Origin of the sequence: Mesorhizobium sp. M0678 (genome assembly GCF_040320505.1) — a bacterium.
Taxonomy (GTDB): domain Bacteria; phylum Pseudomonadota; class Alphaproteobacteria; order Rhizobiales; family Rhizobiaceae; genus Mesorhizobium.
Genome location: NZ_JAMYPT010000017.1, coordinates 64968 through 86181, shown reverse-complemented (window position 1 = coordinate 86181; position 21214 = coordinate 64968). Strand labels below are relative to the sequence as shown.

The 21214-nt window shown below is 61.2% G+C and carries 20 protein-coding genes and 2 pseudogenes; 12 read left to right on the top strand and 10 right to left on the bottom strand.

Going from position 1 to position 21214, the window contains the following annotated elements:
- Entirely contained in the window at positions 1-1215 is a 1215-nt protein-coding gene (locus NKI29_RS24965) for a trans-sulfuration enzyme family protein (RefSeq protein WP_352692766.1), read from the bottom strand.
- Positions 1216-1315: 100 nt separating this feature from the next.
- Here NKI29_RS24965 and NKI29_RS24960 point away from each other — a divergent pair, with 100 nt between their 5' ends.
- Positions 1316-2218, top strand: coding sequence for a LysR substrate-binding domain-containing protein (locus NKI29_RS24960; protein ID WP_352692767.1), 903 nt, complete (start codon positions 1316-1318; stop codon positions 2216-2218).
- A gap of 57 nt (positions 2219-2275) precedes the next feature.
- Here the strand turns inward: NKI29_RS24960 and NKI29_RS24955 are convergent, their stop codons facing one another.
- Positions 2276-3469: a recombinase family protein gene (locus tag NKI29_RS24955; protein ID WP_352725085.1), complete on the bottom strand. Its 1194-nt coding sequence runs from the start codon at positions 3467-3469 to the stop codon at positions 2276-2278.
- A complete protein-coding gene (locus tag NKI29_RS24950) occupies positions 3426-3950 on the bottom strand; it encodes a recombinase family protein (protein ID WP_352692769.1) in 525 nt (174 codons plus the stop codon). Before NKI29_RS24950 ends, NKI29_RS24955 begins: the two co-directional genes overlap by 44 nt.
- Positions 3951-4394: 444 nt before the next feature.
- Between NKI29_RS24950 and NKI29_RS24945 the strand changes: the two genes are divergently transcribed.
- A complete protein-coding gene (locus tag NKI29_RS24945; protein ID WP_352725086.1) occupies positions 4395-4823 on the top strand; it encodes a putative toxin-antitoxin system toxin component, PIN family in 429 nt (142 codons plus the stop codon).
- A complete protein-coding gene (locus NKI29_RS24940; RefSeq protein ID WP_352474558.1) occupies positions 4820-5071 on the top strand; it encodes a toxin-antitoxin system HicB family antitoxin in 252 nt (83 codons plus the stop codon). Before NKI29_RS24945 ends, NKI29_RS24940 begins: the two co-directional genes overlap by 4 nt.
- Before the next feature lie 197 nt (positions 5072-5268).
- Here NKI29_RS24940 and NKI29_RS33505 read toward each other — a convergent pair.
- From NKI29_RS33505 to NKI29_RS24930, 3 genes and pseudogenes are all read right to left on the bottom strand, one after another.
- Positions 5269-5427, bottom strand: a pseudogene (locus tag NKI29_RS33505) (Y4oE-related protein); the annotation flags it as partial.
- Positions 5428-5467: 40 nt separating this feature from the next.
- Positions 5468-5671 (bottom strand): hypothetical protein, encoded by a 204-nt coding sequence (locus tag NKI29_RS24935; RefSeq protein ID WP_352453311.1) that lies wholly within the window; start codon positions 5669-5671, stop codon positions 5468-5470.
- Between the two features lie 22 nt (positions 5672-5693).
- Positions 5694-6278 carry a hypothetical protein gene (locus NKI29_RS24930; RefSeq protein WP_352725088.1) on the bottom strand — a complete coding sequence of 195 codons (585 nt, stop codon included), beginning with the start codon at positions 6276-6278 and terminating at the stop codon, positions 5694-5696.
- 277 nt (positions 6279-6555) lie between these two features.
- Between NKI29_RS24930 and NKI29_RS24925 the strand changes: the two genes are divergently transcribed.
- Entirely contained in the window at positions 6556-6792 is a 237-nt protein-coding gene (locus NKI29_RS24925; RefSeq protein WP_352692848.1) for a helix-turn-helix domain-containing protein, read from the top strand.
- A gap of 339 nt (positions 6793-7131) precedes the next feature.
- On the opposite strand, the gene NKI29_RS24920 is transcribed toward NKI29_RS24925, so the two are convergent.
- Complete coding sequence (locus NKI29_RS24920; RefSeq protein ID WP_502894625.1) at positions 7132-7848, bottom strand: pentapeptide repeat-containing protein; 717 nt, start codon at positions 7846-7848, stop codon at positions 7132-7134.
- Between the two features lie 1024 nt (positions 7849-8872).
- Between NKI29_RS24920 and NKI29_RS24915 the strand changes: the two genes are divergently transcribed.
- The 5 genes from NKI29_RS24915 to NKI29_RS24895 all read left to right on the top strand — a co-directional run bounded on the left by NKI29_RS24915 (position 8873) and on the right by NKI29_RS24895 (position 14289).
- On the top strand, positions 8873-9085 hold the full coding sequence (locus NKI29_RS24915) for a DUF982 domain-containing protein (RefSeq protein ID WP_352797476.1): 213 nt from the start codon (positions 8873-8875) through the stop codon (positions 9083-9085).
- 265 nt (positions 9086-9350) lie between these two features.
- Positions 9351-9623: a hypothetical protein gene (locus NKI29_RS24910; RefSeq protein ID WP_352692775.1), complete on the top strand. Its 273-nt coding sequence runs from the start codon at positions 9351-9353 to the stop codon at positions 9621-9623.
- Positions 9624-9648: 25 nt separating this feature from the next.
- Entirely contained in the window at positions 9649-9858 is a 210-nt protein-coding gene (locus NKI29_RS24905) for a hypothetical protein (protein ID WP_352797474.1), read from the top strand.
- Between the two features lie 786 nt (positions 9859-10644).
- The gene (locus tag NKI29_RS24900; protein WP_352756869.1) at positions 10645-12972 is read left to right on the top strand and encodes a hybrid sensor histidine kinase/response regulator; all 2328 of its coding nucleotides are present in this window, start codon (positions 10645-10647) and stop codon (positions 12970-12972) included.
- 657 nt (positions 12973-13629) lie between these two features.
- Positions 13630-14289, top strand: coding sequence for a cysteine hydrolase family protein (locus NKI29_RS24895; RefSeq protein WP_352692779.1), 660 nt, complete (start codon positions 13630-13632; stop codon positions 14287-14289).
- 131 nt (positions 14290-14420) lie between these two features.
- Here NKI29_RS24895 and NKI29_RS24890 read toward each other — a convergent pair whose 3' ends face one another.
- Positions 14421-14537, bottom strand: a complete 117-nt coding sequence (locus tag NKI29_RS24890; RefSeq protein WP_352692850.1) for an SH3 domain-containing protein — start codon at positions 14535-14537, stop codon at positions 14421-14423.
- A gap of 1928 nt (positions 14538-16465) precedes the next feature.
- On the opposite strand from NKI29_RS24890, the gene NKI29_RS24875 reads away from it, so the two are divergent.
- The 3 genes and pseudogenes from NKI29_RS24875 to NKI29_RS24865 all read left to right on the top strand — a co-directional run bounded on the left by NKI29_RS24875 (position 16466) and on the right by NKI29_RS24865 (position 19681).
- The gene (locus NKI29_RS24875; RefSeq protein WP_352692781.1) at positions 16466-18211 is read left to right on the top strand and encodes an adenylate/guanylate cyclase domain-containing protein; all 1746 of its coding nucleotides are present in this window, start codon (positions 16466-16468) and stop codon (positions 18209-18211) included.
- A 727-nt stretch (positions 18212-18938) separates the two neighbouring features.
- Positions 18939-19100, top strand: a pseudogene (locus NKI29_RS24870) (hypothetical protein); the annotation flags it as partial.
- Positions 19101-19246: 146 nt separating this feature from the next.
- A complete protein-coding gene (locus NKI29_RS24865; protein ID WP_352692856.1) occupies positions 19247-19681 on the top strand; it encodes a ParB/RepB/Spo0J family partition protein in 435 nt (144 codons plus the stop codon).
- A 65-nt stretch (positions 19682-19746) separates the two neighbouring features.
- Here the strand turns inward: NKI29_RS24865 and NKI29_RS24860 are convergent, their stop codons facing one another.
- Positions 19747-20421 (bottom strand): protein-L-isoaspartate(D-aspartate) O-methyltransferase, encoded by a 675-nt coding sequence (locus NKI29_RS24860; protein ID WP_352797472.1) that lies wholly within the window; start codon positions 20419-20421, stop codon positions 19747-19749.
- A gap of 139 nt (positions 20422-20560) precedes the next feature.
- Entirely contained in the window at positions 20561-21145 is a 585-nt protein-coding gene (locus NKI29_RS24855) for a class I SAM-dependent methyltransferase (protein ID WP_352725093.1), read from the bottom strand.
- Between the last annotated feature and the right edge of the window lie 69 nt (positions 21146-21214).

Here is a 21214-nt window from a genome sequence, read left to right as displayed (position 1 = left end):
TCACAGCATTGATTGCCGGATGTTTTCTTTGCCGAACCGCTCGTCGTCGATCCGTGCTTGGATTTGGGCCAACATTTTCTCGAGATCGGCCATGAGATCGTCGTGCGATTCCAACCCCACGCTGAACCGCAGAAGGAGGTCCTGCCCACTCCAGGTCGTCGCGGAGCGGTTGCTCTTCACGGGCATGGGGGCAACGAGGCTGCGTGTCCCACCCCACGAGGCGCCGATGGCGAACGTCTCTAGCGTATTGAGCGCCTCCGGCACGTGCGGCAGTGCTTCGGGAACCAATTCCACGCTGAACACTCCGCTCGCGCCGAGGAAGTCGCGCTTCCAGAATTCGTGCCCGGGACAAGACGGCAGGGCGGGGTAGAGCACACGCTCGACGGCTGGGTGGCCGCGGAACCAGTTGATCATCGCCGTCGCGCCGTCGTGCGCGTGTTTCATTCGCACGCCAAGAGTCTCCATGCCCCGCAACACCAAAGAGGCGTCGTCGGGGGAAACACCGATCCCGGCGCGCCCCATAGTCGCCTTGAGCGCGTTGAAAAGCTGCTCGGAAGCCACCGTGATCGACCCCATCAGCACGTCGGAATGGCCCGAGATATATTTGGTGAGCGCTTCGGTCACGATGTCGGCCCCATGTACGAGGGGCTTGAAGTTAAGAGGGGTCGCCCAGGTGTTGTCGAATCCGACGAGCGCGCCGTGCCGATGCGCGATCTCGGCAATCCGCGGCAGATCCTGGACTTCCATGGTCGTCGAACCGGGGGACTCGCACCACACCAGTTTCGTGTTCCCGTCGATCCGACGTTCGAGCCCCTCGGGCGAAGTGGGATCGTAGTACTCCGCTCGGACGCCAAACTTTGCCAGATCGGTGTTCACAAAATCACGGACCGGGGGATAGGCCGTGTCCGCCACCAGTACCTTGTCTCCGGCATTGAGGACGGCGAGCATTGCGATTGCGTTTGCGGCCTGGCCCGATGGCGCGAGAAGCGTCCGGTGACCCTGCTCGAGCTGAGTGATCTTTTGCTCCAGTGTACGCGTCGTCGGGGTGCCGTAGAGGCCGTAGGAATAGCCGTCAGGCCCTCGCTGGCCGCGAGTGGCGTAGGCTGCGGCATCCGCGAATACGATCGTCGAAGCCCGATGGACGGCTGCACCCAGAGCCTCGAAGCCGTCTGTTTTGACTTTGGGGGTCACAACGCATTGGGTGAGATCGTTCATGCTTGCTCCTCATGTGTTCGAGACAGTTACAGCATGACAAAACCTATTCCGTCCAATATCAAGATCGGGATGTGCTATTCTCTCAGGTTATAGGTGCGCCATGAATCTTCGCCAGATCGAGGTCTTCCACGCCGTGATGACGATTGGAACCGCCTCACGCGCCGCGGAGATACTACGCATCTCACAACCTGCGGTGAGCAAGGCCGTCCAAGAACTGGAGCGCGACATCGGTTTCGCGCTCTTCCACCGCATCAAAGGACGGATGTCGCCGACGGCAGAAGGCAACCTGTTTTTCAGGGAAGTGGAGACCTCATTCTCCGGCCTCATCCATTTGAAAGGGGCCGCGGCGCGGATTCGCGACTTCGGTTCGGGGGAAATCCGGATCGCAAGTCTCTCCGCATTAAGTACGAATGTAATGCCAAAGGCATTAAAGGCATTTCAACACCGTCACCCTGACGTTGCGATCACCTTTCAGGCAAGGCTATCCTCCGAAGTCAAAGAACTCGTCGCCTCCGGCCAGTTCGACGTCGGCCTGGCGGCGGACGAGATCGATCTTGCGGGCGTCGAAGCCCACCCATTCCGGAACTACCGGGTCGCGATCGCCATGCCCAAGGGCCATCCGCTAGAGGGGAGGGAAGTGATCCGTCCCGCCGATCTCCATGGGCAGGCCTTCATCGCGTTGGCTCCGGAGGACACTACGAGACGGGAAGCAGAGGCCATCTTCGCTGATCACGGCATCAAGCCCAAAGTGGTTCTAGAAACCCCCTATTCCACCACCATCTGCTCGATGGTCAATGCGGGGCTTGGATGCGGAATGGTCAATCCTTTGACTGCCCTTCCCTATCTCAACGGAAACCTCAGCCTCCGTCCATTTCTCCCGGGAATCTCCTTCCGAACCCTTCTGTTGTTGCCACCCAACCGACGTCCATCGAGAGTAGTTAGCGAGTTTATCGAGCAGCTGATGCGTATCGCATTGGAAATTGATGGGGCTGTCCAAACTTGACTTCACTTTCGTGAACGTCGGCTTCTGGGCCCCATGCCGTCACCCGCCAGGCCGCAATTAGGATAGCGCGCCTCGCTCAGCCGCAGCAGCGAAATTGGAACTGGGAGTTCGATGAGTGTGGGGAAGGCGGTAGCGCTCTCCCGCTGCCATCACTGCAGCGCTAGGCGCTGTTCCTGGTTTACGATTTGGCAGGTTGAGAAGCTCCGCCAGTGCACCGCGAACTTTCAGCTCAACCTGTCCCCTACCCTCCATCGGAATGATCTCGATCCCTGTGACCAGTGAGCGGATGATCCTCGCCGCCTCGTGCCGCTCACACTCGTCGGATTGCAACGCGTCCTGGAGCTCGGATACTTGCCGACGGTAAATCGTTACCGCAGCCGGATGAAACTCCACAATGCTTTCCGCGGCCGCCATCGCCTGAAGCTCTCGGGCTAGATTCTCCTTTTCGCGCTCGAGGTCCAGTAGCTTCGATTTCATGCTGGTCGTCGCGACACCGTCAGCGATGGCATCGACGATGTTAGCGATCTGCCTGTCGATGCCGGCATGCCGCCTTTCGACTTCCCTTTGCCGCTCGCGGTTCATGGCGTTCAGTCGCTTATGCTCAGCATGATATTCAGCAAGGAAGCCCGCAATGGCATCTGGCGCCAGCAAGCGCCGCTGGATGCCTTCCAGCACACGCTTCTCACGCTCGCCAACACGGATCGTCCTGTTATTGGCACAAGTGCCTTTCTCACGGTGCGCGGCACAAGCAAGCTGGTCTCTGTTCTTCACCGTATACGAAGCGCCACAGCAGCCGCACCGCACAAGCCCCGAGAACATGTGCTTCGGCCGTCGGCGGTGATGGAGTTTCATGCCTCCATAAAGCTTCTTGCGGACTTGCACCGCATCCCACAGCTCATCGTCGATGATACGCAGATGCGGTACTTCGACGACCTGCCAAGTTTCCGGCAGATTCGGCCGCGAGATGCGCTTCCCAGTCTCGGGATCCTTGCGCATTTGAAGACGATTGAAGACGAGCAGCCCGATATAGGCTTCGTTGTAGAGAAAGCCGCTTCTCCGCTTGAGATTGCCATTGATGGTCGAGGCGCCCCACGCACCCCCAAAGGGTGATGGGATACCTTCCTTGTTGAGGCTTCCAGCTATCGTACGTGCCGATTGACCAGCCGCGAACTCCCGAAAAATCCGACGCACGACCTTGGCTTGATCCTCATCGATCTCGCGCCGACCGCGGATCGGTTCGCCGCGTTTCATCGAGCTTTTTGACCACGCGATAGCCGTAGGAGAGGCCGCCGGCGTTGTAGCCGTTCAATATGCGGCCGCTTTGGCCCCGCCTGATCTTGGCGGCAAGATCGCGCAGGAACAACGCGTTCATAGTTCCTTTGAGGCCCACGTGCAGTTCGTCTACGGCACCCTCAGAGAGAGTGACGATCCTGACACCGGCAAAGCGCAGTCGCTTGAAGAGGCCGGCTACGTCTTCCTGGTCGCGTGACAGGCGATCGAGTGCCTCGGCTAGAACGATCTCGAATTGCCCGCTTTGAGCATCGGCTAGAAGCCGCTGGATGTCTGGTCGACGGATGATGCTTGCACCGGATACGGCGGCGTCGGCATAGGTCCCAACGACAGTCCACCTCTCCCTGGCCGCGCGCTCTCGGCAAAGCCGCAGCTGATCCTCGATAGAGGCTTCGCGCTGGTTATCGGATGAGTAACGAGCGTACAGCGCGACACGGGTCATGAACCGCTCCTCTTCCTCTCGTTGCTATTGTCCGCCGCCGTCCCCATCCTCCCCTTCTGACGGTGTTTTCTCAAGAGGATGAACTTTGTTGCCGTTGGCCGCCTGCAATTCCTCGAATGCTCCCGAGCAACCCGCCGACCCAACAAGCGGGCGATCGACAGGACGGCTCGTTCAGCCATGTCTCGTGCCGACATGTCAGCCCTGTAGTCGTGGCTTGCACTGTCGTTCCCAGGTTTGGCCTCGTCCACCATGGCATGCCCGCTCTTCTGTGTAGATCGAGGGCATTGAGCGGCGTGATGGATCAGCAAGACAAGTTCAGTTGTCGCGCCGTCGTAGTGTGGCGTGCAAATACTTAAGCGCTGCGATTTGGAATACCGAAGGCAGACTAAATTGCCAAAAGCTCGGCCCCCTTGCAATATCGCACGCGATATCCAATATGTCTGCATGAGACTGCTTCTCGATACGGCGACCATGGTGGCTGGGATCCGAAGTGACGCTGGCGCCTCGCGCCAACTGTTGGTCGCAGCTTTGGAACGCCGGCTGACGCTCATCGCTTCGGTGACGTTGATGATCGAGTACCAGGCGGTGATGACAAGGCCCGAGCACCTTGGGGCCTCCGGCCTGTCGGCCGAGGATGTGAACGCGTTGCTAGATGCCGTGGCGGCCGTCGCCGAGCCGGTTCGCCTTCTCTTCCTCTGGCGACCCGCCGTGCGCGACCCGGACGACGACATGGTGCTGGAAGCTGCGGTAAACGGACGGGCGGACGCTATAGTGACGTTCAACCTACGCGACTTCGGCAAAGTGGCCGAGCGCTTCGGTATCTTGGTCCTGTCGCCGGGCGAGGCGCTGAGACGATTGGAGGGAAAGACATGAGGAGAAGCAATTTCGCGCTGCGGCTTCAGCTCTCGCTTCTCGATGAGGCGCGCAAGGTGGCGGAGAGCGAGGGCGTGCCGCTCAACCAGTTCATTAACGTGGCAGTCGCCGAGAAGCTTTCGGCGCTGCGCACGGAAAGCTACTTTCAGGAACGCGCTGCCCGTGCCGACATCCCCAAGGCGCTGCACATCCTGAAGCGGGCCGGCAAAGGGAAGGCGCCAATCAAGGGCGACGAACTGCCGGAGTAACCCAGCCTGAGGGGTGGAGCGGTATCGTTCGTATCGCAGCCTTGCCTGCGTCCGAAGCGGCCGCCGGGCCGAAGACTGCCAGTCAAGGCTGGCGCAGCACGCGCCACAGCGATGCGGCTCTGGCCTTGACGGGCTGGCTTCGGTCCGGCGTTCTCTCGACAAGCGGGCAGTTCTCTTGCCGGACATAATCTCCCCATCTATCGGGAAGAGTCTGGACGAGCCTTGCCGGACGCTGCTTCCGCCACGGCATTGGGCGAACCCGCTTGAAGATGGGCGAATACCCGAAACCAGAATCGATACTCCTGTGTCCGCCCGTCGCAACGCGCCGACACGGCGCCCCAGGCGATTGCGGTTGCGGCTGTCTTTCCTCACAGGGCTGTCGCTGCCTCTGCAGCTTCAGGCCACGGTCCATTTGTGCACGGCGGCATCGCGGTTGAAGGCATCCAGCAGATCGGGATCGCTCACCGCCGGATGGTGAGATGCCGCAAGAGTGCTCTGTGCTGGCAATTCCTGGCGGTTGAAGGGTGACGTGAGGCAGACGCTTCGCGCAAGTTGAGGGGTTCTCGGCTGAAGCCGGAAGTTGGGTTGGATGGGCTTCATAGCTCGCCTCCTTCTTCGTCTTTCAGGCGCGGAAACAGCAGCCAGCCCGCCGCTTGCCGAGCTTGCGACGCTGCTCGCCGCGAATGAACTGTTCCGGCATCGTCTGCTCGGCGATGAGCACCAGATCGCTGAGCGCCGAGCGGATTTGCGGCCAAGGGAACACGGAGCATTCCTCCCAGGCTTCGCCCTCGCGCAACACGGCATCGAGCTTGCCTGCCACACCGGCGAGAGTCGTAGCGGGGGTCGTTGAGAACGCTTCCAGCAGATCCTGTGCCCGGTCGCCAGCCTCGCACTCGGCCTTGAGCGCGGCGGTGTAACCAGCCTCCTCGGCAGCTGCATCCCAGCGAGCCTGATGTGCCGCAAAATCAGCTTCGGCCTTCTCGCGGAGAGCTGCCATATCCGGCCCCTCGCCGAGCACTTCATTGAGCGCCTCGATCGAGTGGACCGCCACGTCCTCACCCTCGGGCACGCAGACGGTCGCACAAGGAAAGCCGACGCTCGAGACAAGCCTCGCCTCCAGGCGCTGCTGCTTGCGGCAAAGCCGCTCGGTCAGCTTGTGGGCGGTCTCCCATTCCCGCCAAAGCGCCAGCGCAGGGTCGGGGAGCATACTCGTTGCCGCTGTGTTGCCGACAAGCGCACTTTTCTCAAGCACCAAAGCGGTGGACGTGATCATCCCTCCCGCAAGCACTCGCCTGCGGGTGACGAAAGCCAGAGTCATGCTATTGTCGGAATCAGCCACGATCCGAGCTCCTATCAGCTTGGGTTGTGGTCAGGCTGCTGAGGGTGGTTGCACACCAACAGCAGCCGCTTTCAAGCGAAAAAATCGTATCAGCGGTACGATATTGAAAAAGCGGCTACAACAAGAATCGTATCACGGTTACGAAATGAATGCAGTTCAGTGCAAAATGGCACGTGTCGCGTTGGGCTGGGGAACTCGAGAGTTAGCCCTAAAGGCAAACGTATCTCCCGATACCATCGCGCGGTTGGAAAGAGGCGAACAGCTAAAGAATTCAACCCTCGCCGAAATTCGTGCAGTCTTCGAAGCGGCCGGGATCGAATTCATTCCAGAGAACGGTGGCGGCGCTGGTGTTCGCTTGTCACAGCGTTCCGCTGGCGAATGACAATCGGCTTTTTTGAGCCGCCGCACATGTGCGGCTAGCGGCCCAAATGGGCGCTTCAGCGCCAACAGGCGAACCAAGACGTACGTCCGCAATGGGCCTGATCCCGGACCTTCGCACCGAACTCTCACATGTCCGCTCGCGTGCTGGGTACCCTAGCAGCGGACGGTCTGCTCGGCCCCATTTCTGCCCCCTCGGACCGCGTGGGTAGTGGGAGAAATACGGCCCGATTCCATTCATCCGCTCCCGGCTGTCGCAAAAGTTATATAGCGCAAACGATGACATAGGGGTTCTCAGTTTCATCCTGTCGGGTGCAGCATTGCACAGTTCGCTTGCCGACAACTATTCCTGCTGGAATTGACAGGGCCAATCTTCAGGCCTCGTCAAGCCAGAAGGCAACTCGGTCCGGGCGTCTCCGCAAGCCATGTTGAGCTGCCACTGGGACAGACCCGCCGAATTGGAAAGATCGACGCCCTCGATACGGGTCAGAAAGAAAAAGGCGCGGTCAAAGTCTATCGGCGCGGTGAACGTCGCTCCTCGGAAGTCCGCCCGTGCGAGATTGGCAAACGAGAAGCGGCTGCCGCTGATATCGGCGTCATGGAACTGCGCACGCCCCAATTCTGCCTTTGTGAAATCAACATTGGTCAGATTGGCGCCCTGGAAATTTGAGCGCTGTATTTCCGCGCTCGCAAACACAGCGCCCTGCGCGTCCATACGGCTGAAGTCGGTCCTGTAGGCCTCGATTCTGTCGAACCGGGCGCCTTTGGCGGTCGAGTCGGCCAGGGAAGCACGCACAAGCGTTGCCTTCTCAAGATTTGCCTCAAGGAGATTGCTGTTCCTGAGGTCGGTCGAAGTGAAATCAACACCGAACAGGTTCGCCCCGCTCAGGTCCTGTCCTTCTAGCATGAGAAGCTTCTTGTCACACTCGTGCCAATTGACGCCAGGCGTCGCGGCTGCCTGGCAATTGTGAGCAGCAGTGGCGTTCTGCCAAGCAAACACCGTGCAAACCGCTAGAACCAAGCCGGATGCGCCGTAAGCTCTGGTTCGCCTCAAAGTCATTGTTGCTCGACCTCTGCTACTCGCCGACACTCAACCTTACCACATCTGCTGACACTCGAGCCACGGTGACCACCGCCGTCACAGTTAGCGCATTTCTCATATTCAAGCTTTGATGTTGATCAACCGATCAACCCGCGCGTAGGGCGCGATTTGCGAGCGCCTCCCCATATCATCGGCGGTCCAGCAGAGATTCATTTGTCACAGGCCAGGCGCTTCATTCCGCAGGTATGCTTGACTAAGCCGAGGAGAGCGGTCGTTAGGATGGCGCGGTCGCGTGCCAAGATTGGCCTCCGCTCTGGACGTTTGTGTCGCTAATGAGGAGCCTGCTCGGGTGCTGATCGCCACCGCCGGCGTCCGCTGCCGACAAGCGTGAATCCGCTTGGTTCCGCACCGATCGGTACTTCCCGACGGCGAGGTTGACCCCGCACGGGGTGCTCGTCGCGTATCCTGATTCCGCTGTCGCATGAACCCCACGACTTCGCTTAGCGAGGCCGAAGTTGATCTCTGCCATCTACCAGGTCGAACCATCAACCCCGTATATTTGTGTCGTAAGCTGACGTGCCGCGAATACCCCGTTTTCGGTAGGCGGGCTTTATGGCGGGCGCCCAACCTATTCTTGTATTTTTATTGATGTAAACAATGACTTATGGCGGTGAGGGAGGATTCGAACTCCGCGCTTGGAAGAGCGTCCTTCTCGTCTTCACCGTGCAGGCCGGTTACTCTGGGCGGCAGAGTGCCCTTCCGCGCTTCGTTTCCGATATCAGCGCCGGCAACTGACCAAGGCATAGCGGGCTCGTAACGATAAGGACGGTTCTCGCTATTTGAGGACCGCAACGGGTTGGCGAGTCTAGTCTGAGCGATCAAGCCCGCGCTCTGGACGAGGTCCCATCCTCACAGAATGTTCGCCCACCGGGCCAAACGTGACGCAACGGAACGGATGGTTCACCCGTAAGGTCTTGGGGAGATTGCGAAAGGAGACCAGCATATGACCTGCGAACGAGACGTCGGCACGTTCGAAGAGCCCGTGACCGTTTTGCTGTCCTCCGGCAAAGTCAGTGTTTCGAGCACCCGCGAAGCCGCCGAAATGCTGCTTTACCACTGGCCCATTGGAGAAACCGGGCGCCGCATCCAGGCTCGCATGGCGTGCATGAAGGTGCTCGGCGGCGGCAGCGCACCGGAGATAGCGCGCGTGGCATTTCTCAACGCCGCCAAGGAAGCGAAAATCCTGACTGCTTGACATCTCGTCAACGCGTGCCCCACCACTGTCCATCGTGCATCACTCTTGCAGCGGCCATTACATTTGTGCAAACATCGTGCGTCGATCATGCGGAGACGCCGAATGCTTGCGCGAGAAGGCTGGAGCCGCGGAGCTGCACTCTACGTCGACCCGCGAGTTGACGCGCTCTGTGGCGAATTCCACGTAGAGATCGTCCCCAAGGGCCGCTATCCGAAAGAAGGCCAGACGCGCGCCGTCGGCTCCATCCGCCGGCTGATCGACAATCATGGCGCTGAGCATGCACGGTTGGTCCTGTGTGTTCTGGCTGAGGGCCGCGGCGAACCACGCGCTCACCGAAGAAAGCAGCCTGACGGTCGTCTCTGACTTGCTGCTGGCCGGTCCGGACCTGGTGGAGCAGGGCATGGCCGCCGTGCTCGAGATTTTCGACGCGATCCCGCTCGGCGCATACATGGCGATCGTCAATGAGCTGCGCGGCCGCGTTCATCAGGGGCATGCGCTAGCTGGGATCCTTACCGGCGCCTCCGGGAGAGCTCGCTAACGCAAAGGAGACTATTCGGTCCCGGATGGCCAAGGCGGACGCCAGCGAGACTGAAAAGGGCCGGCAGGGCTTCACCAAGCGCCAGCGCAGCCGCGAGGAACTGATCGCATTCGGCAAGAGGATGCTCGCGGTCAAGGCGTCAGTGCCTCATGGCGAGTTCGGACCATGGCTGCGCGATCAGCCTATCACGTACGATTTGGCTTTGCAGGCGATGCGGCTGGCCCGCGGCTGCTGACTAGAAGCGATCGGCCGAACCAAAGAAGAGGCGCTCCCTTGTTTCGCGCCGTATCCCCATCTAGCCTGCACTATTGTCAGTTGAGGTGACGGGTATGAAACAGAATCAGGTTGGCATTCAGCGATCATTCGCAAGCAACGCATTGGCCATCGGGCTTTTTGATATCGAGCATATCTCTGGCAGGGTGCACTACAGTCTCAAATAGCGGTGCGGACGGTCGACGCCGCCGTCCGGCACCTATACGGATATTGTCGTTGTGACGGTCACCTTTTGAGATAGGCGCATGGAGCCGGCGCTTGCTGGGGATTGCTCAGGCCCGGCACGATGCTCCGCCCGACCCCCTACTCGTGCCGGGCACACTCCTCCGGCTCGTTAGTCACTGCTCTCAAGCGGCTCCCCTATCTCGAAGACGCTCCCGCGTGCTGAGCAGGCGGTTGATCAATTGACAAGCAGCGTGTGATCGTAAGGTTTCGCCAGCAGTGGTCCTCCATCGCACCAGCCTCCCGCATCGGCTGCGGCGTCCGATACCCTGACGTGAGGATCACCTTCACGCAAGGAGATCGGTGGGCGTATCCGGGCGGGCGCGTTGCGCAAGTCTATCAACTTTCGGAAGGCTCCTGAAGTCCTGGCGCTTACATCGTCGTTCCCGAAGGTCTGCATTCCGGCGTGTAACCAAACGTCGGCAACTGGCGCTCCTTGTCCTGCTGGTGCAAGCGTTTCCCCACCCCCGCACCGTACTGCGGTCGGATTCAGGCATCTTGCCGGAACTCACGATAATCGTCATCCTTGCCAGCCCGACGGCCAGCGTTCCGACCGGTCGTCACGGAGTGCCCGCCCTTGCAAGAAGACGACGCCGGAAACGCATTCCAAGAGGCGATCCTCGCTTCGGTGGTTCGCTCATCGCTCGACTGCGTGATCGTCACGGACGAAGCCGGATTGGTTGTGGAATTCAACCCGGCGGCCGAGGAGACCTTCGGCTATTCGCGCGCTGAAGCGGTCGGCAGACAGATCTCGGAGCTCATCGTCCCGCCGCATCTGCGCAAGGCGCACGCAGATGGGCTTGCGGCCTATCTTGCGGGTGGCGTCCCGCTGTTGCTTGGGCGTCGCACAGAGCAGACTGCCATGCGAGCGAACGGCACCGAGTTTCCGGTGGAACTCACGATCACCGAAGCCCGGAGCGGCAAACGTCGCTTCTTCACGGCGAGCTTGCGCGACCTGTCGCAGCGCCAGGCTGCCGACGCCGCTCTGCGTGCCAGCGAAGCCCGATTGGCGGCGTTTATGAAGCATGCTCCCGTAGGCATGTACCTGAAGGATACCGACGGTCGCTATCTGGTCGCCAATCCGGAAATGGGAAAGGTCTTCGGCCGGCCGGCCGAGAGCGCAATCGGATTAAGCGCGGCCGACATTTTCGGGCCCCAGGAAGCCGCGATGATCGCGGAAAACGATCGCCGCGTCCTGGAATCAGGACAGGCGATTGCAATTGAGGAATTCCTAAGCAACGCGGCCGACTATGCCTGGAGCCTTGTCGTCCGCTTTCCCGTTCTGGGAGCCGATCAGCAGCAGGCGCGCATCGGCGGCTTCGATATCGACATAACCGAGCAGAAGCGCGCAGCCGAGCGCCTGCAGCAAAGCGAGCGGCGCTTCCGAGACCTCACTCACTATCATCCGGTTCCGGTCGTTTTCATAGACTCGCGAACGAGGCAGCTGATTAACGCCAATCCCGCCTTCCGCGAGATCATGGGTATAGGCCCGGATGACGAGGACAGCTTCCGGCAGCACCGCTGGTTCGCCACACGGGAAGACTATCGGCGCCTCAAAACCCTGTCACGTCAGCAGCCGCGCGCCGACGGCGTGGAGGCTCAACTTCGGCGACTGGACGGCTCCGCGTTTCCCGTGTCGCTGAGTTGGCGCCACATCGAGATGGACGAGCGACCGGTGATCGTCGGCAGCATTCTTGATCTCACCGCAACCAAGGCGGCTGAAGCCGAACTGGCGCGGTCGCGTGAGGCATTGGCTCAGAGCGAGCGGCTCAACGCACTTGGTTCGCTGCTTGCCGGCGTTTCGCACGAACTCAACAACCCCTTGGCGGTCGTCGTCGCGCAGGCCCAGTTGCTGGAAGAATTTCTAGGCGGAACCGCCCACGCACAGCGGGCCGGCAAGATCAGACTCGCCGCCGAGCGCTGCGCACGCATCGTGAAGACCTTCCTGGCAATGGCGCGACAACGCCAGCCGGAGCGCCGCAGTACCAACATCAACGATCTGATCCGCGCAGTTCTCGATATCGCCGGCTACGGTTTGCGCACGGCGGGCATCGAGGTGCAATGCCGGCTCGCCGAGGGCCTGCCGCCTCTGGAAGTCGACCCTGACCAGATGCATCAGGTGTTCTACAACCTGATTGTCAACGCGCAACACGCCCTGCAGGAGATACCCGCACCGCGGCGGATCGAGATCGAAACGTCGCTTGAAGGCAATGACCTCCAGATCGTGATCGCCGACAATGGCCCCGGTGTGCCCGCCGAGATCCGGAATCGCATTTTCGATCCGTTTTTTACCACCAAGGCTCAGGGTGCCGGCACCGGGATCGGGCTCGCTTTCTCGCTCAGCGTGGTGCAGTCGCACAATGGACGGCTGGCCCTGCTTGACCGTGCGGACGGCGCGCATCTCCGGTTGCTGTTGCCGGTGGAGGCCTGCACTTCGTCAGATTCAGTCGAAGGTGTTGCGGCGCACTCGGTCGCGGGCATCGGTTGCACCGCCCTTGTGGTCGATGACGAGCGGGAGGTTGGAGAAACGATGGCAGAACTACTAGAGGCTGAAGGTTTTGCCGTCAGGATTGTCGAGGACGGCGCCGGCGCCAAGGCAGCGCTGATGAGTGCTGTTTTCGATGTGATCTTTTGCGATCTGCGGATGCCGAACATCGACGGCCCCGCCTTGTTCGACTGGGCCTGTCAGGCAACCCCGGGCATAGCGGAGCGATTCGTTTTCGTTACCGGCGACACGCTCGGCGGCGCTGCGGCGCGCTTCGTTGAACGGGCCGGTCGACCAGTTGTCGAGAAGCCGTTTTCGCGCGATTCTATCCGCCGGGCACTAAGCTCGTTGGCAGACGTTCCGCGCTAGCCAACGACCCTCTTTGCGCGCTGGCGCCTTCGGACAACACCGCAGCGTCAGCGAACACGCATCGCAGTCCAGCTTGCTCGCGCAATACCGCATAAAACCTTTTTCTTCGACACTGCGTTGGCGCATGGGCTCGGATTATATCGCGATGGAGCGTCCTCCGTCTCAATCGGGTCGACTCAAGCCGTAGCGCGAAGGTCAGGTTTGGAGAAGCGCCGGGAATGGCAGCTCCTGGCGCTACCCGGGCGGCGGGCGATTCAGCTGCTCTGAAGGCCGAGGTGAGCGTCAAAGGGCCGACTCGGGTCAGTGCTTGCCTTAGAAGTTCTCCGAACGAAGGGCAGAGAAGGGTCGGAACGTTGCCATTCGTCTCATCGATGGGAACGAGCAAGTGGCGCCAATTCCCGACCTTGGCAGTCAACGTTGCGAGTGTCGTGATCCGACCCCCAAAGCGGTCGTCACATAGTGCGGCGAGCAGGGTGAATTCTACGGCTATGTCAGGAATGCCCTGGCTGCTAACAAAGTACTGTCAGGAGCAGTGTGCGATAAGGCTTGTCGGGGCCTTCTGGGGGTGAGACGATGACGAGCTAGCCCTACGTTCGTTCCAGCGATGCAGCGAACCAGTTGCTGGCAACACAGCAAACGCATCATAGGAGGGTGATCATGGCGGACTTTCCGGTCAATCCGCTGAAGCTGGCGCTGGTCAACATTGACTTGCAGAACGTGTTCGTCGAGGGGACGCCGGCTGCGGCTCCCGATGGCCCGGAGGTGGTGGCCCGGGTCAACAAGCTCGCGGCCGTCTGTCGCCAGGCAGGCGTGCTGGTCATCCACACCGCCCACGTCATCCGGCCCGACGGTTCGAACGCGGGAGTGATGGGCGAACTTATCCCGCCTACCCACGAGGGGATGCTCGCCGAAGGCTCGTTCCCCGCCGCGTTCCACAAGGACCTGAAGATCGAGCCGAGCGACATCGTGCTGAAGAAGCCTCGCTACGGCGCCTTCCACGGCACCGACCTTGAGGTCACCTTGCGCTCGCGGGGCATCGACAGCGTGATCATCACCGGCATCGCCACCAATGTCTGCGCCGAAACCACCGCCCGCGAAGCCGCCGTGCGCGACTTCCGGGTCTTCTTTCTTAGCGACGGTACCTCCACCGCCGGTATCGATGGCGTCCCCCGGGACGTTCTGGTGCGGACGACCTGCGCAGTACTAGGCCTGGCCTTCGCCCAAGTGCTCACTGTCGATCAGATGATCGACAAGATCAAGCTGGCTTCATCGGCCGTCTCGGAGCGAGTGACGGCTCCCCACCCAACCGCGACGTAGAACGCTTCGTGGCTGTGCAGCAGAGCCGAATCCTTCGGGCGGTTCGGTCGTGTGGGGAACGGAAGCCCAGGGCTGGCACGGGGAACAGCCGCATTGCGGACAGAGCGGACGTCGGCCAGCCGATCCCGAACCTATGCCGTGCGGACCGCAAGATGGTTCTTCGGAACCCAGCCGGTCCGGCCTTCCGCGCGGCATAGAACCCTCCTCGACGCCGTCACGATCTGTCCCCGCTTACATGTGAGTTCCATGGCCGAGTAGTCTTCTCCTGCGACGTGCTTGCCGTTGATCGTTTTCACCAGGCTGTCCGGTATCCACCCTTCCTTGCCAGCCGGGCTTTTTGCCCAAAGCCAAATGTGGCCATCCCAAATATCTGGCGACCGCTCAGTTCAATCGTTTCACCGGCACTAAGAACTACCGGCGCATGATACGTCGCCGTCCAGTCTTCTGTGACCTCATATTGCATCGCCTGAGCGCTCAACCCTTCTCATCAAGGCCATATCCGTGTGGGCAGTGCTACCAAACAGTTGAGGCGGAGCAAAGGCTGCAAAGCGCTCAATCGAGCCGTTCATCATCCCGGACGCCAATGACAGCAACGGGTCAGATCGCGTCATGCGACGTTCCCAACTGGATGACGGCAAAGGGTCGAACTCGGTCGTTCAGAGTGATTTGGGTTTTGGCGGCTAGAGCGACCCGGCATGAGGTGGTCCGGACTGTGAACGAGGGTGTCGGCAGAGCGCGTCTCATAGGGGGCCACAAGCCAGTGCCCCCCCGCCGACAAACCCCGGCGGGCGGGTGCCTCGGGGACACGATGGTAGATTGCCAATGCGTTCGCGCGTGTGGCCTTAAGTCGCAAACTATTGGCTTCAGAAGCAGGACGTCGGGCTTCATTGACGGTGCTACCAACACCATATGGTGATCCATAGCCCTCCAAAACGAGACAAGCTCGCCCCGACGGGTCGCACTGCGGCCGTCAGCCGGCAATTGCTGTGAACTAGGAAACCATCATGCCTGAAAATATCAGATTAACTTCGAGAGATGTCCCCCTCATTCAGCTAGGCCTCTATCAGTGCCGCTTCCCGGTGAGCGAAGACCCGTCAGTACCCGGCGGTTATCGTTTTTGTGCTGGGCCAACTTCGCCGGATCGCGTCTACTGCGATCACCACCACCACATTGTGACCGCCGTGGACCCTCGTCGAGCCCGTTCGGGTCTTCACCTCGCTCAACGACGCGCCGCGTAAGTCTGGCTGGCGGCGGCCTCCCGGCCAGGCGCTATGCGCTCCAAGGCCTTGGCTACGTCCGTCGGCTCGGTCTGGCCCATCCTCCCTTATGCCGTCTTCGCCGATGTATCCCCCGTCGCCCGATTGAGAACGACGACTTCTCGCCGAAGCGATCGCTTCGGAATGCCGTCGTAGTCCGACCAGAAGCTCCGTGTGCTTTTGTAGAGGTCGAGGGTCCAATCCAACGTCTCCGACGGTGATCGTGACCAGGTCGCAACCCCGCAACTTGCTGTCGATCGCGAGATTGAACAGTCAATCTGGTATGCGGTGGGCATGTCGAGGGATGGATGAGTAGCAGTCAACAACGGGCGCCGATTGGCCCGTGCCGAAAAGTCCTGCCAATGCTGCTGCTTCCGCTTCGATGTCGAGCATGCGATATTGTACCTGTCTGAAGCGCGCCGCGAAAGTGGTGTCCGCTTTGGGTCATTCTTTCGCCTCCAGCAGGATTCGGTACTCGGGCGGCGCCTTCAGCAAGGAGTCGATAGCGCCACTTGCCAACCTCAGCACCTCTAAGCGCGAACGTCTGGTGTGATGCCCGATGCGCGAGTTCGTAGGGCATCTCGCTGTTACATCGCGGTGACAAAAGCACCGCCACGGTGGCATCAATCGGTTACGCAGGGCAGGAAATATCTCCGGCCTTCTGGGAGTGGCGTGTCAGCGTCTCTACAGGCTGCGTGGGCGTGTCGTCGCTTGGCTGTTAGCGCGGCGACTGGAACGCTCCACGCCTCGCAAGCGGGATAGCGAAATCTCGTGAAGGCAAGGTCGAGCTGCGTTCTGCGTTCTGAATCGTCGACGGGCGGCGACTGGGAGAGATGGATACCATGCACACGGGGAGTCAGGAAGTTGGCAGGACATGGACGCGGGGCGGCCCGCGTGCAGGCGCTTGGCTGAGTGGTGCAATGGCCACGCAGCGCCACCTCGCAGCGATCCTGGCTTGCGACGTGGTCGGCTATTCGCGCCTGACGGAGCGGGACGAGCGCGGCACGCTCGAGCGGCTGAAGACGTACCGCAAGGACCTCCTCGAACCGCTGGTCTCTGAGCACCGGGGTCGGATCGTCAAGCTCACCGGCGACGGCATGTTGTGTGAGTTCGCGAGCGTCGTCAACGCGGTGGCCTCGGCGATGGCGATCCAGCAGGCCCTGGCAGAACACGAGGCGGAGATGCCCGAGGAAGAGCGGATTCGCTTGCGCATCGGCGTCAATCTCGGCGACGTGGTCTGCGAGGAGGACGGCGACCTCTACGGCGACGGGGTCAACATCGCCGCCCGCCTCGAAAGCATCGCCGATCCCGGCACCGTGGTCGTCTCGGGCACCGCGTACGACCACCTTCAGGGCAAGCTCGACTGCGGCTTCACGCCGCTCGGCAACCTGCGCCTCAAGAACATCGAGCGGCCTGTGCGCGCCTACCGCGTCGAGAGCGACGCCAGCGCCTCGGTGGCTGCACCGCCTCCCTTGCCCGAGAAACCCTCGATCGCGGTTCTGCCTTTCACAAACATGAGCGGCGATCCCGACCAGGAATACTTCGCCGACGGGCTGGTGGAGGACATCATCACGGGATTGAGCCGGGTGAACTCCTTCTTCGTGATCGCCCGCAACTCGTCGTTCACCTACAAGGGCCGGGCGGTTGACCTGCGCCAGGTCGGGCGCGAGCTGGGCGTCCGCTACGTGCTAGAAGGCAGCATCCGCAGAGCAGGATCGCGGGTGCGCATCAGTGGGCAGTTGGTGGACGCGATCAGCGGGCACCATGTCTGGACCAACCGCTTCGAGGGCGACGTGAGCGACATCTTCGACCTGCAGGACAAAGTGACCGAGAGCGTCGTCGGCGCAGTCGAACCGAGCATCCGGCTGCAAGAGATCAAACAGGCGCGCATGAAGCCGACCGAGTACATCAGCGCCTACGACCTCTACCTTCGCGCGCTGCCGCGCTTCTACAGCATGACGCGCGAAGGCTTTGCCGACGTGCGCCGGCTCACCAACGAGGCGCTCAGCATCGACCCTGGCTTCATCCTGGCGAAGGCACTCGGCGCCTATATCCGCAGCCTATCCGTGAGCCAGTGCTGGCACGAGCCGGACGATACCCGAGTCGCCGCGCGCATGGCGCGCGAGGTACTGGCGGAAGCGCGCGACGACCCCACGAGCCTACGCTTCGCCGCGCAGGTGCTCGCCTACAGCGCGAAGGACTACGAGGTGGCGCTGGGCGCGATCGAGCGATCCCTGATGCTCAACCCCAATTCGGCGCAGGGCCATACGGGCAGCGGCTGGGTGAACGCACATTCCAGCCGCCCGCTCGTCGCCATCGAGCACTTTCACAGGGCAATGCGGCTGAGCCCGGTCGACCCCGAAAAGGGCATCGCGCTCTCCGGCATCGGGATGAGCTACCTGATGCTCGAGCGCTACGAGGAAGCGCTGGCATGGGGAGAACGTGCGCTGCACGAGATGCCTAACTACGGCTCCTCGCACCGGGTGGTGATCATGGCGCTGATCAAACTCAACCGGCTGGACGAAGCGCAGGCGGCGGCGCGGCGGCTTATGAAGGCGTTCCCGACCTACACGCTCACCCTGCAGAGACAGATCAACCCGTGGCTGGACGAGGTGTTCGCCGAGCGTTACGTCGAGGCGCTGGGCATCTCCGGCGTGCCGGAGTGATCGTCGCGGTTGCAATGCCCGGCGAGGCGACGTTCCCTTGACCCCTTCGCTTCTGGAAGGACAGTTCTCTGGCCGGCTTGTCTGAGGACTGAGCGCGTAGAGCAGCCGTGAACAGCCGGCAAGCTCTCCGTTGGGTTCGCGTCGAACTTCCGGTTTCCAGCCCACTGCGACATTCCGACAAAGGCGCTCGTCTCTCCCTTTAGGAGAGCATGACTTTTCCCGCCACCGGCGCTAGCTGCTGCCGTGGTCCCTCACGACTTGGCTGAGGTAGAGCACTGGCCAGGCGCAGCTGGTCGGGGTTGCGCAGCCTGGTCGGGTGCGGTTGAGTTCAAGGGCAAATCCGGCAACGACAACCAGCCGTCGTGACCGACGGCGCCGCGCCTGCTTCCACAGGGCGGCGGCCGCCAGCCCAGCCGGGTCAGGGTTAGTAGTGAAAAGAGGGGGGAAAGGGCGGCTCTGCCCCCTCTCCCCTGCAAGGGGAAAATCGGTCTCCCCGTCCTTCCTCCGCGCGGCCAGGGCCGCGCTCTGTGCAGGATCGACGCGGATCCACATACGCGGATCGGCGCCGACCCCCGGCTTCGCCTTCGGGCGGGTGATCCCCGTCCGATTTGTCGTCTTGCCCCCTCTCCGCCGCTGTTCCGCACGAGCTCGGGAGCAGGAGCGGGGCTCCTGCCCCTTCGGGCAGGATTTCGCTTCGCGGGAAAAAGGGAAATCAGGAGAAAGCATCATGACCGAGACCATAACCATTTCATTGAACAAGCTGGACGTAGACCCGAAGAACGTCCGCAAAACCTATAGCGCCGAGGGTATCGCGGCGCTGGCAGCGAGCAACAGGGCCGATGGCTACAGGCTGCTGCAAAACCTTGTCGTCAGGAAGGGCGACAAGAAGGGCCGCTATTTCGTGAGCGCTGGCGGGCGACGCCGCGCAGCACTCAATCTGCTGGCCGAGAAGGGAGAGATCGCGAAGGATTCCCCGTTGAATGCAAGGAGCGAGCGGGAGGGGACGCGAAGGCGACCAGTCTTGCCGAAAACGTCTTGCGCGAGGACATGCACTCGGTCGACCAGTACGAGGCGTTCCGCGATCTGGCGGACGAAGGCAAGTCGGTCCCCGACATTGCCGCACGGTTCGGCGCGGCCGAAACGATTGTGCGCCGCTGCCTTGCCCTTGGTCGCGTGTCGCCGCGCCTCTTGGAAGCCTACCGCAACGAGGACATGACCTTTGAGCAGCTTTCGGCCTTCACGATCAGCGACGATCACGAGGCGCAGGAACGGGTGTGGAATGAACTGCCGGCGTGGAACCGTTACGCGCAAAACATTCGTTCCGCGCTTGCTGGCGGGGCGTTCGGGCAAGCGACAAGAGGGTCAAATTTCCTGGGTGGGCTGGACGCCTACGAGGCGGCAGGCGGGAGCGTCAGGCGCGATCTGTTCGATGACAAGGAAGGCGAGGCGGTTTCGCCGTCGATGTCGTGAAGCTGGACGCCCTTGTCGCAGCCAAGCTTGAAAGCGCTGCCCGTCGCGGCTGTCTGCACCTTCCATTAGGCCGTTTCGAGCCGGCTGAACCGAACCGGGATGAGTTTCCGGGTCCCGAGCTGCCCTGCCGCATCCTTGTCGATGACAGTCAGAAACTGTGCTTCTTCAGATCCCAAAGGCAGAATCAGGCGTCCCCCCGGCTTGAGTTGCTTCAGTAAAGCCGGGGGGGTCTGCTCAGCCGCCGCCGTGACCAGGATCTTGTCGAATGGGGCGTGCTCGGGCCAGCCACGAGACCCGTCTCCGACACGAATGCCGACATTGGCTAAGCCGAGGCCCTGCAGGAGAGCCTTCGCATGGATTGCGAATTCCTCGATGATTTCGACGCTCCAAACTTGCCCGGCGAGTTCCGCAAGAATTGCGGTTTGATAGCCCAGGCCGGTGCCGATCTCGAGCACCGCCTCGTGCGGTTGCGGCGCAAGGAGATCGGTCATGAGAGCGACGATGAACGGCTGCGAGACGGTTTTATCGAAGCCGATCGGCAGGGGCATGTCCTGGTAGGCATAAGCTGCAACCGAGGCTGGAACGAAGAGATGCCGCGGCACTCGCCGCATCGCTGCCATCACCCGCTCATCGAGCGCCGCCTTGCCGAGTTCTTCGCTTGCAAGGTCGGTATGGATTGCAATCATCTCGACCATGTGCCTGCGTAGGATCGCCAGATGCTCTTCGTTCATTGGCTTCATGACAGTCGGGCTTTTCCTCAACCAGGCTTGATGCCACAGTAGTCTTATATCCCGTTCAGTCACAGAAACGCCCGCCATCGTTTCCAGTTGCGGGTGCCCAACGGCAAGTGGAGGTGATTTGGGCGTTGCGTTTTGGTCGTTATCGACCACGGCGCGTTCGCAGAAACGAACTCAGACGAACGCACGACTGTTGAGGTGAGGGAAGATGCCGAGTGCAGCCCTCATCGGCAAGCGTTTCGATGAATTCGCCATCCGTTCCAGGCGGAACGCGGGCAACGACGTTTGAGGTGCGCCTCACAATATTGGAAAGCACCCTTCGCGCCTTGCCTGGGCCGATGTTGCGCTGCATGTGCTGATAGACGGCCAGCAGCAGGACGATATCGTATTTCGGCAGAAGGATATTGCCGAGGCGCCGGCTGCCAAGATTTAGGCGATCGAACCGGGCATGTACCGGGGAGCCCCTCAATAACATTTTTGCCGTTTCGATATGAGGTTTGGCAATGTCGATCCCATGGATCGAACTGGGTCTTAGCTTGGATATCTCATAGGCGACGACACCCATGTTGCAGCCAATATCGAGAATTTCCTTGTCGGCACAAAGTGGCAAGCGAGCCGAACAGCCAGTCGCTAATGCCCTTGAGGTCGTGGTTCCCGCCAAGGTTGTACCGGGCCGAACCTCGTTGCGGACAGAAAGACTCTCGGCGAGCACGCCGTCGAACGTCATCGCCGAGAGCTGGTTTTGCCAACGTCGAAGACGGCGATATTCGCGCCGTCCGCCTCCTGCCCGTCATGC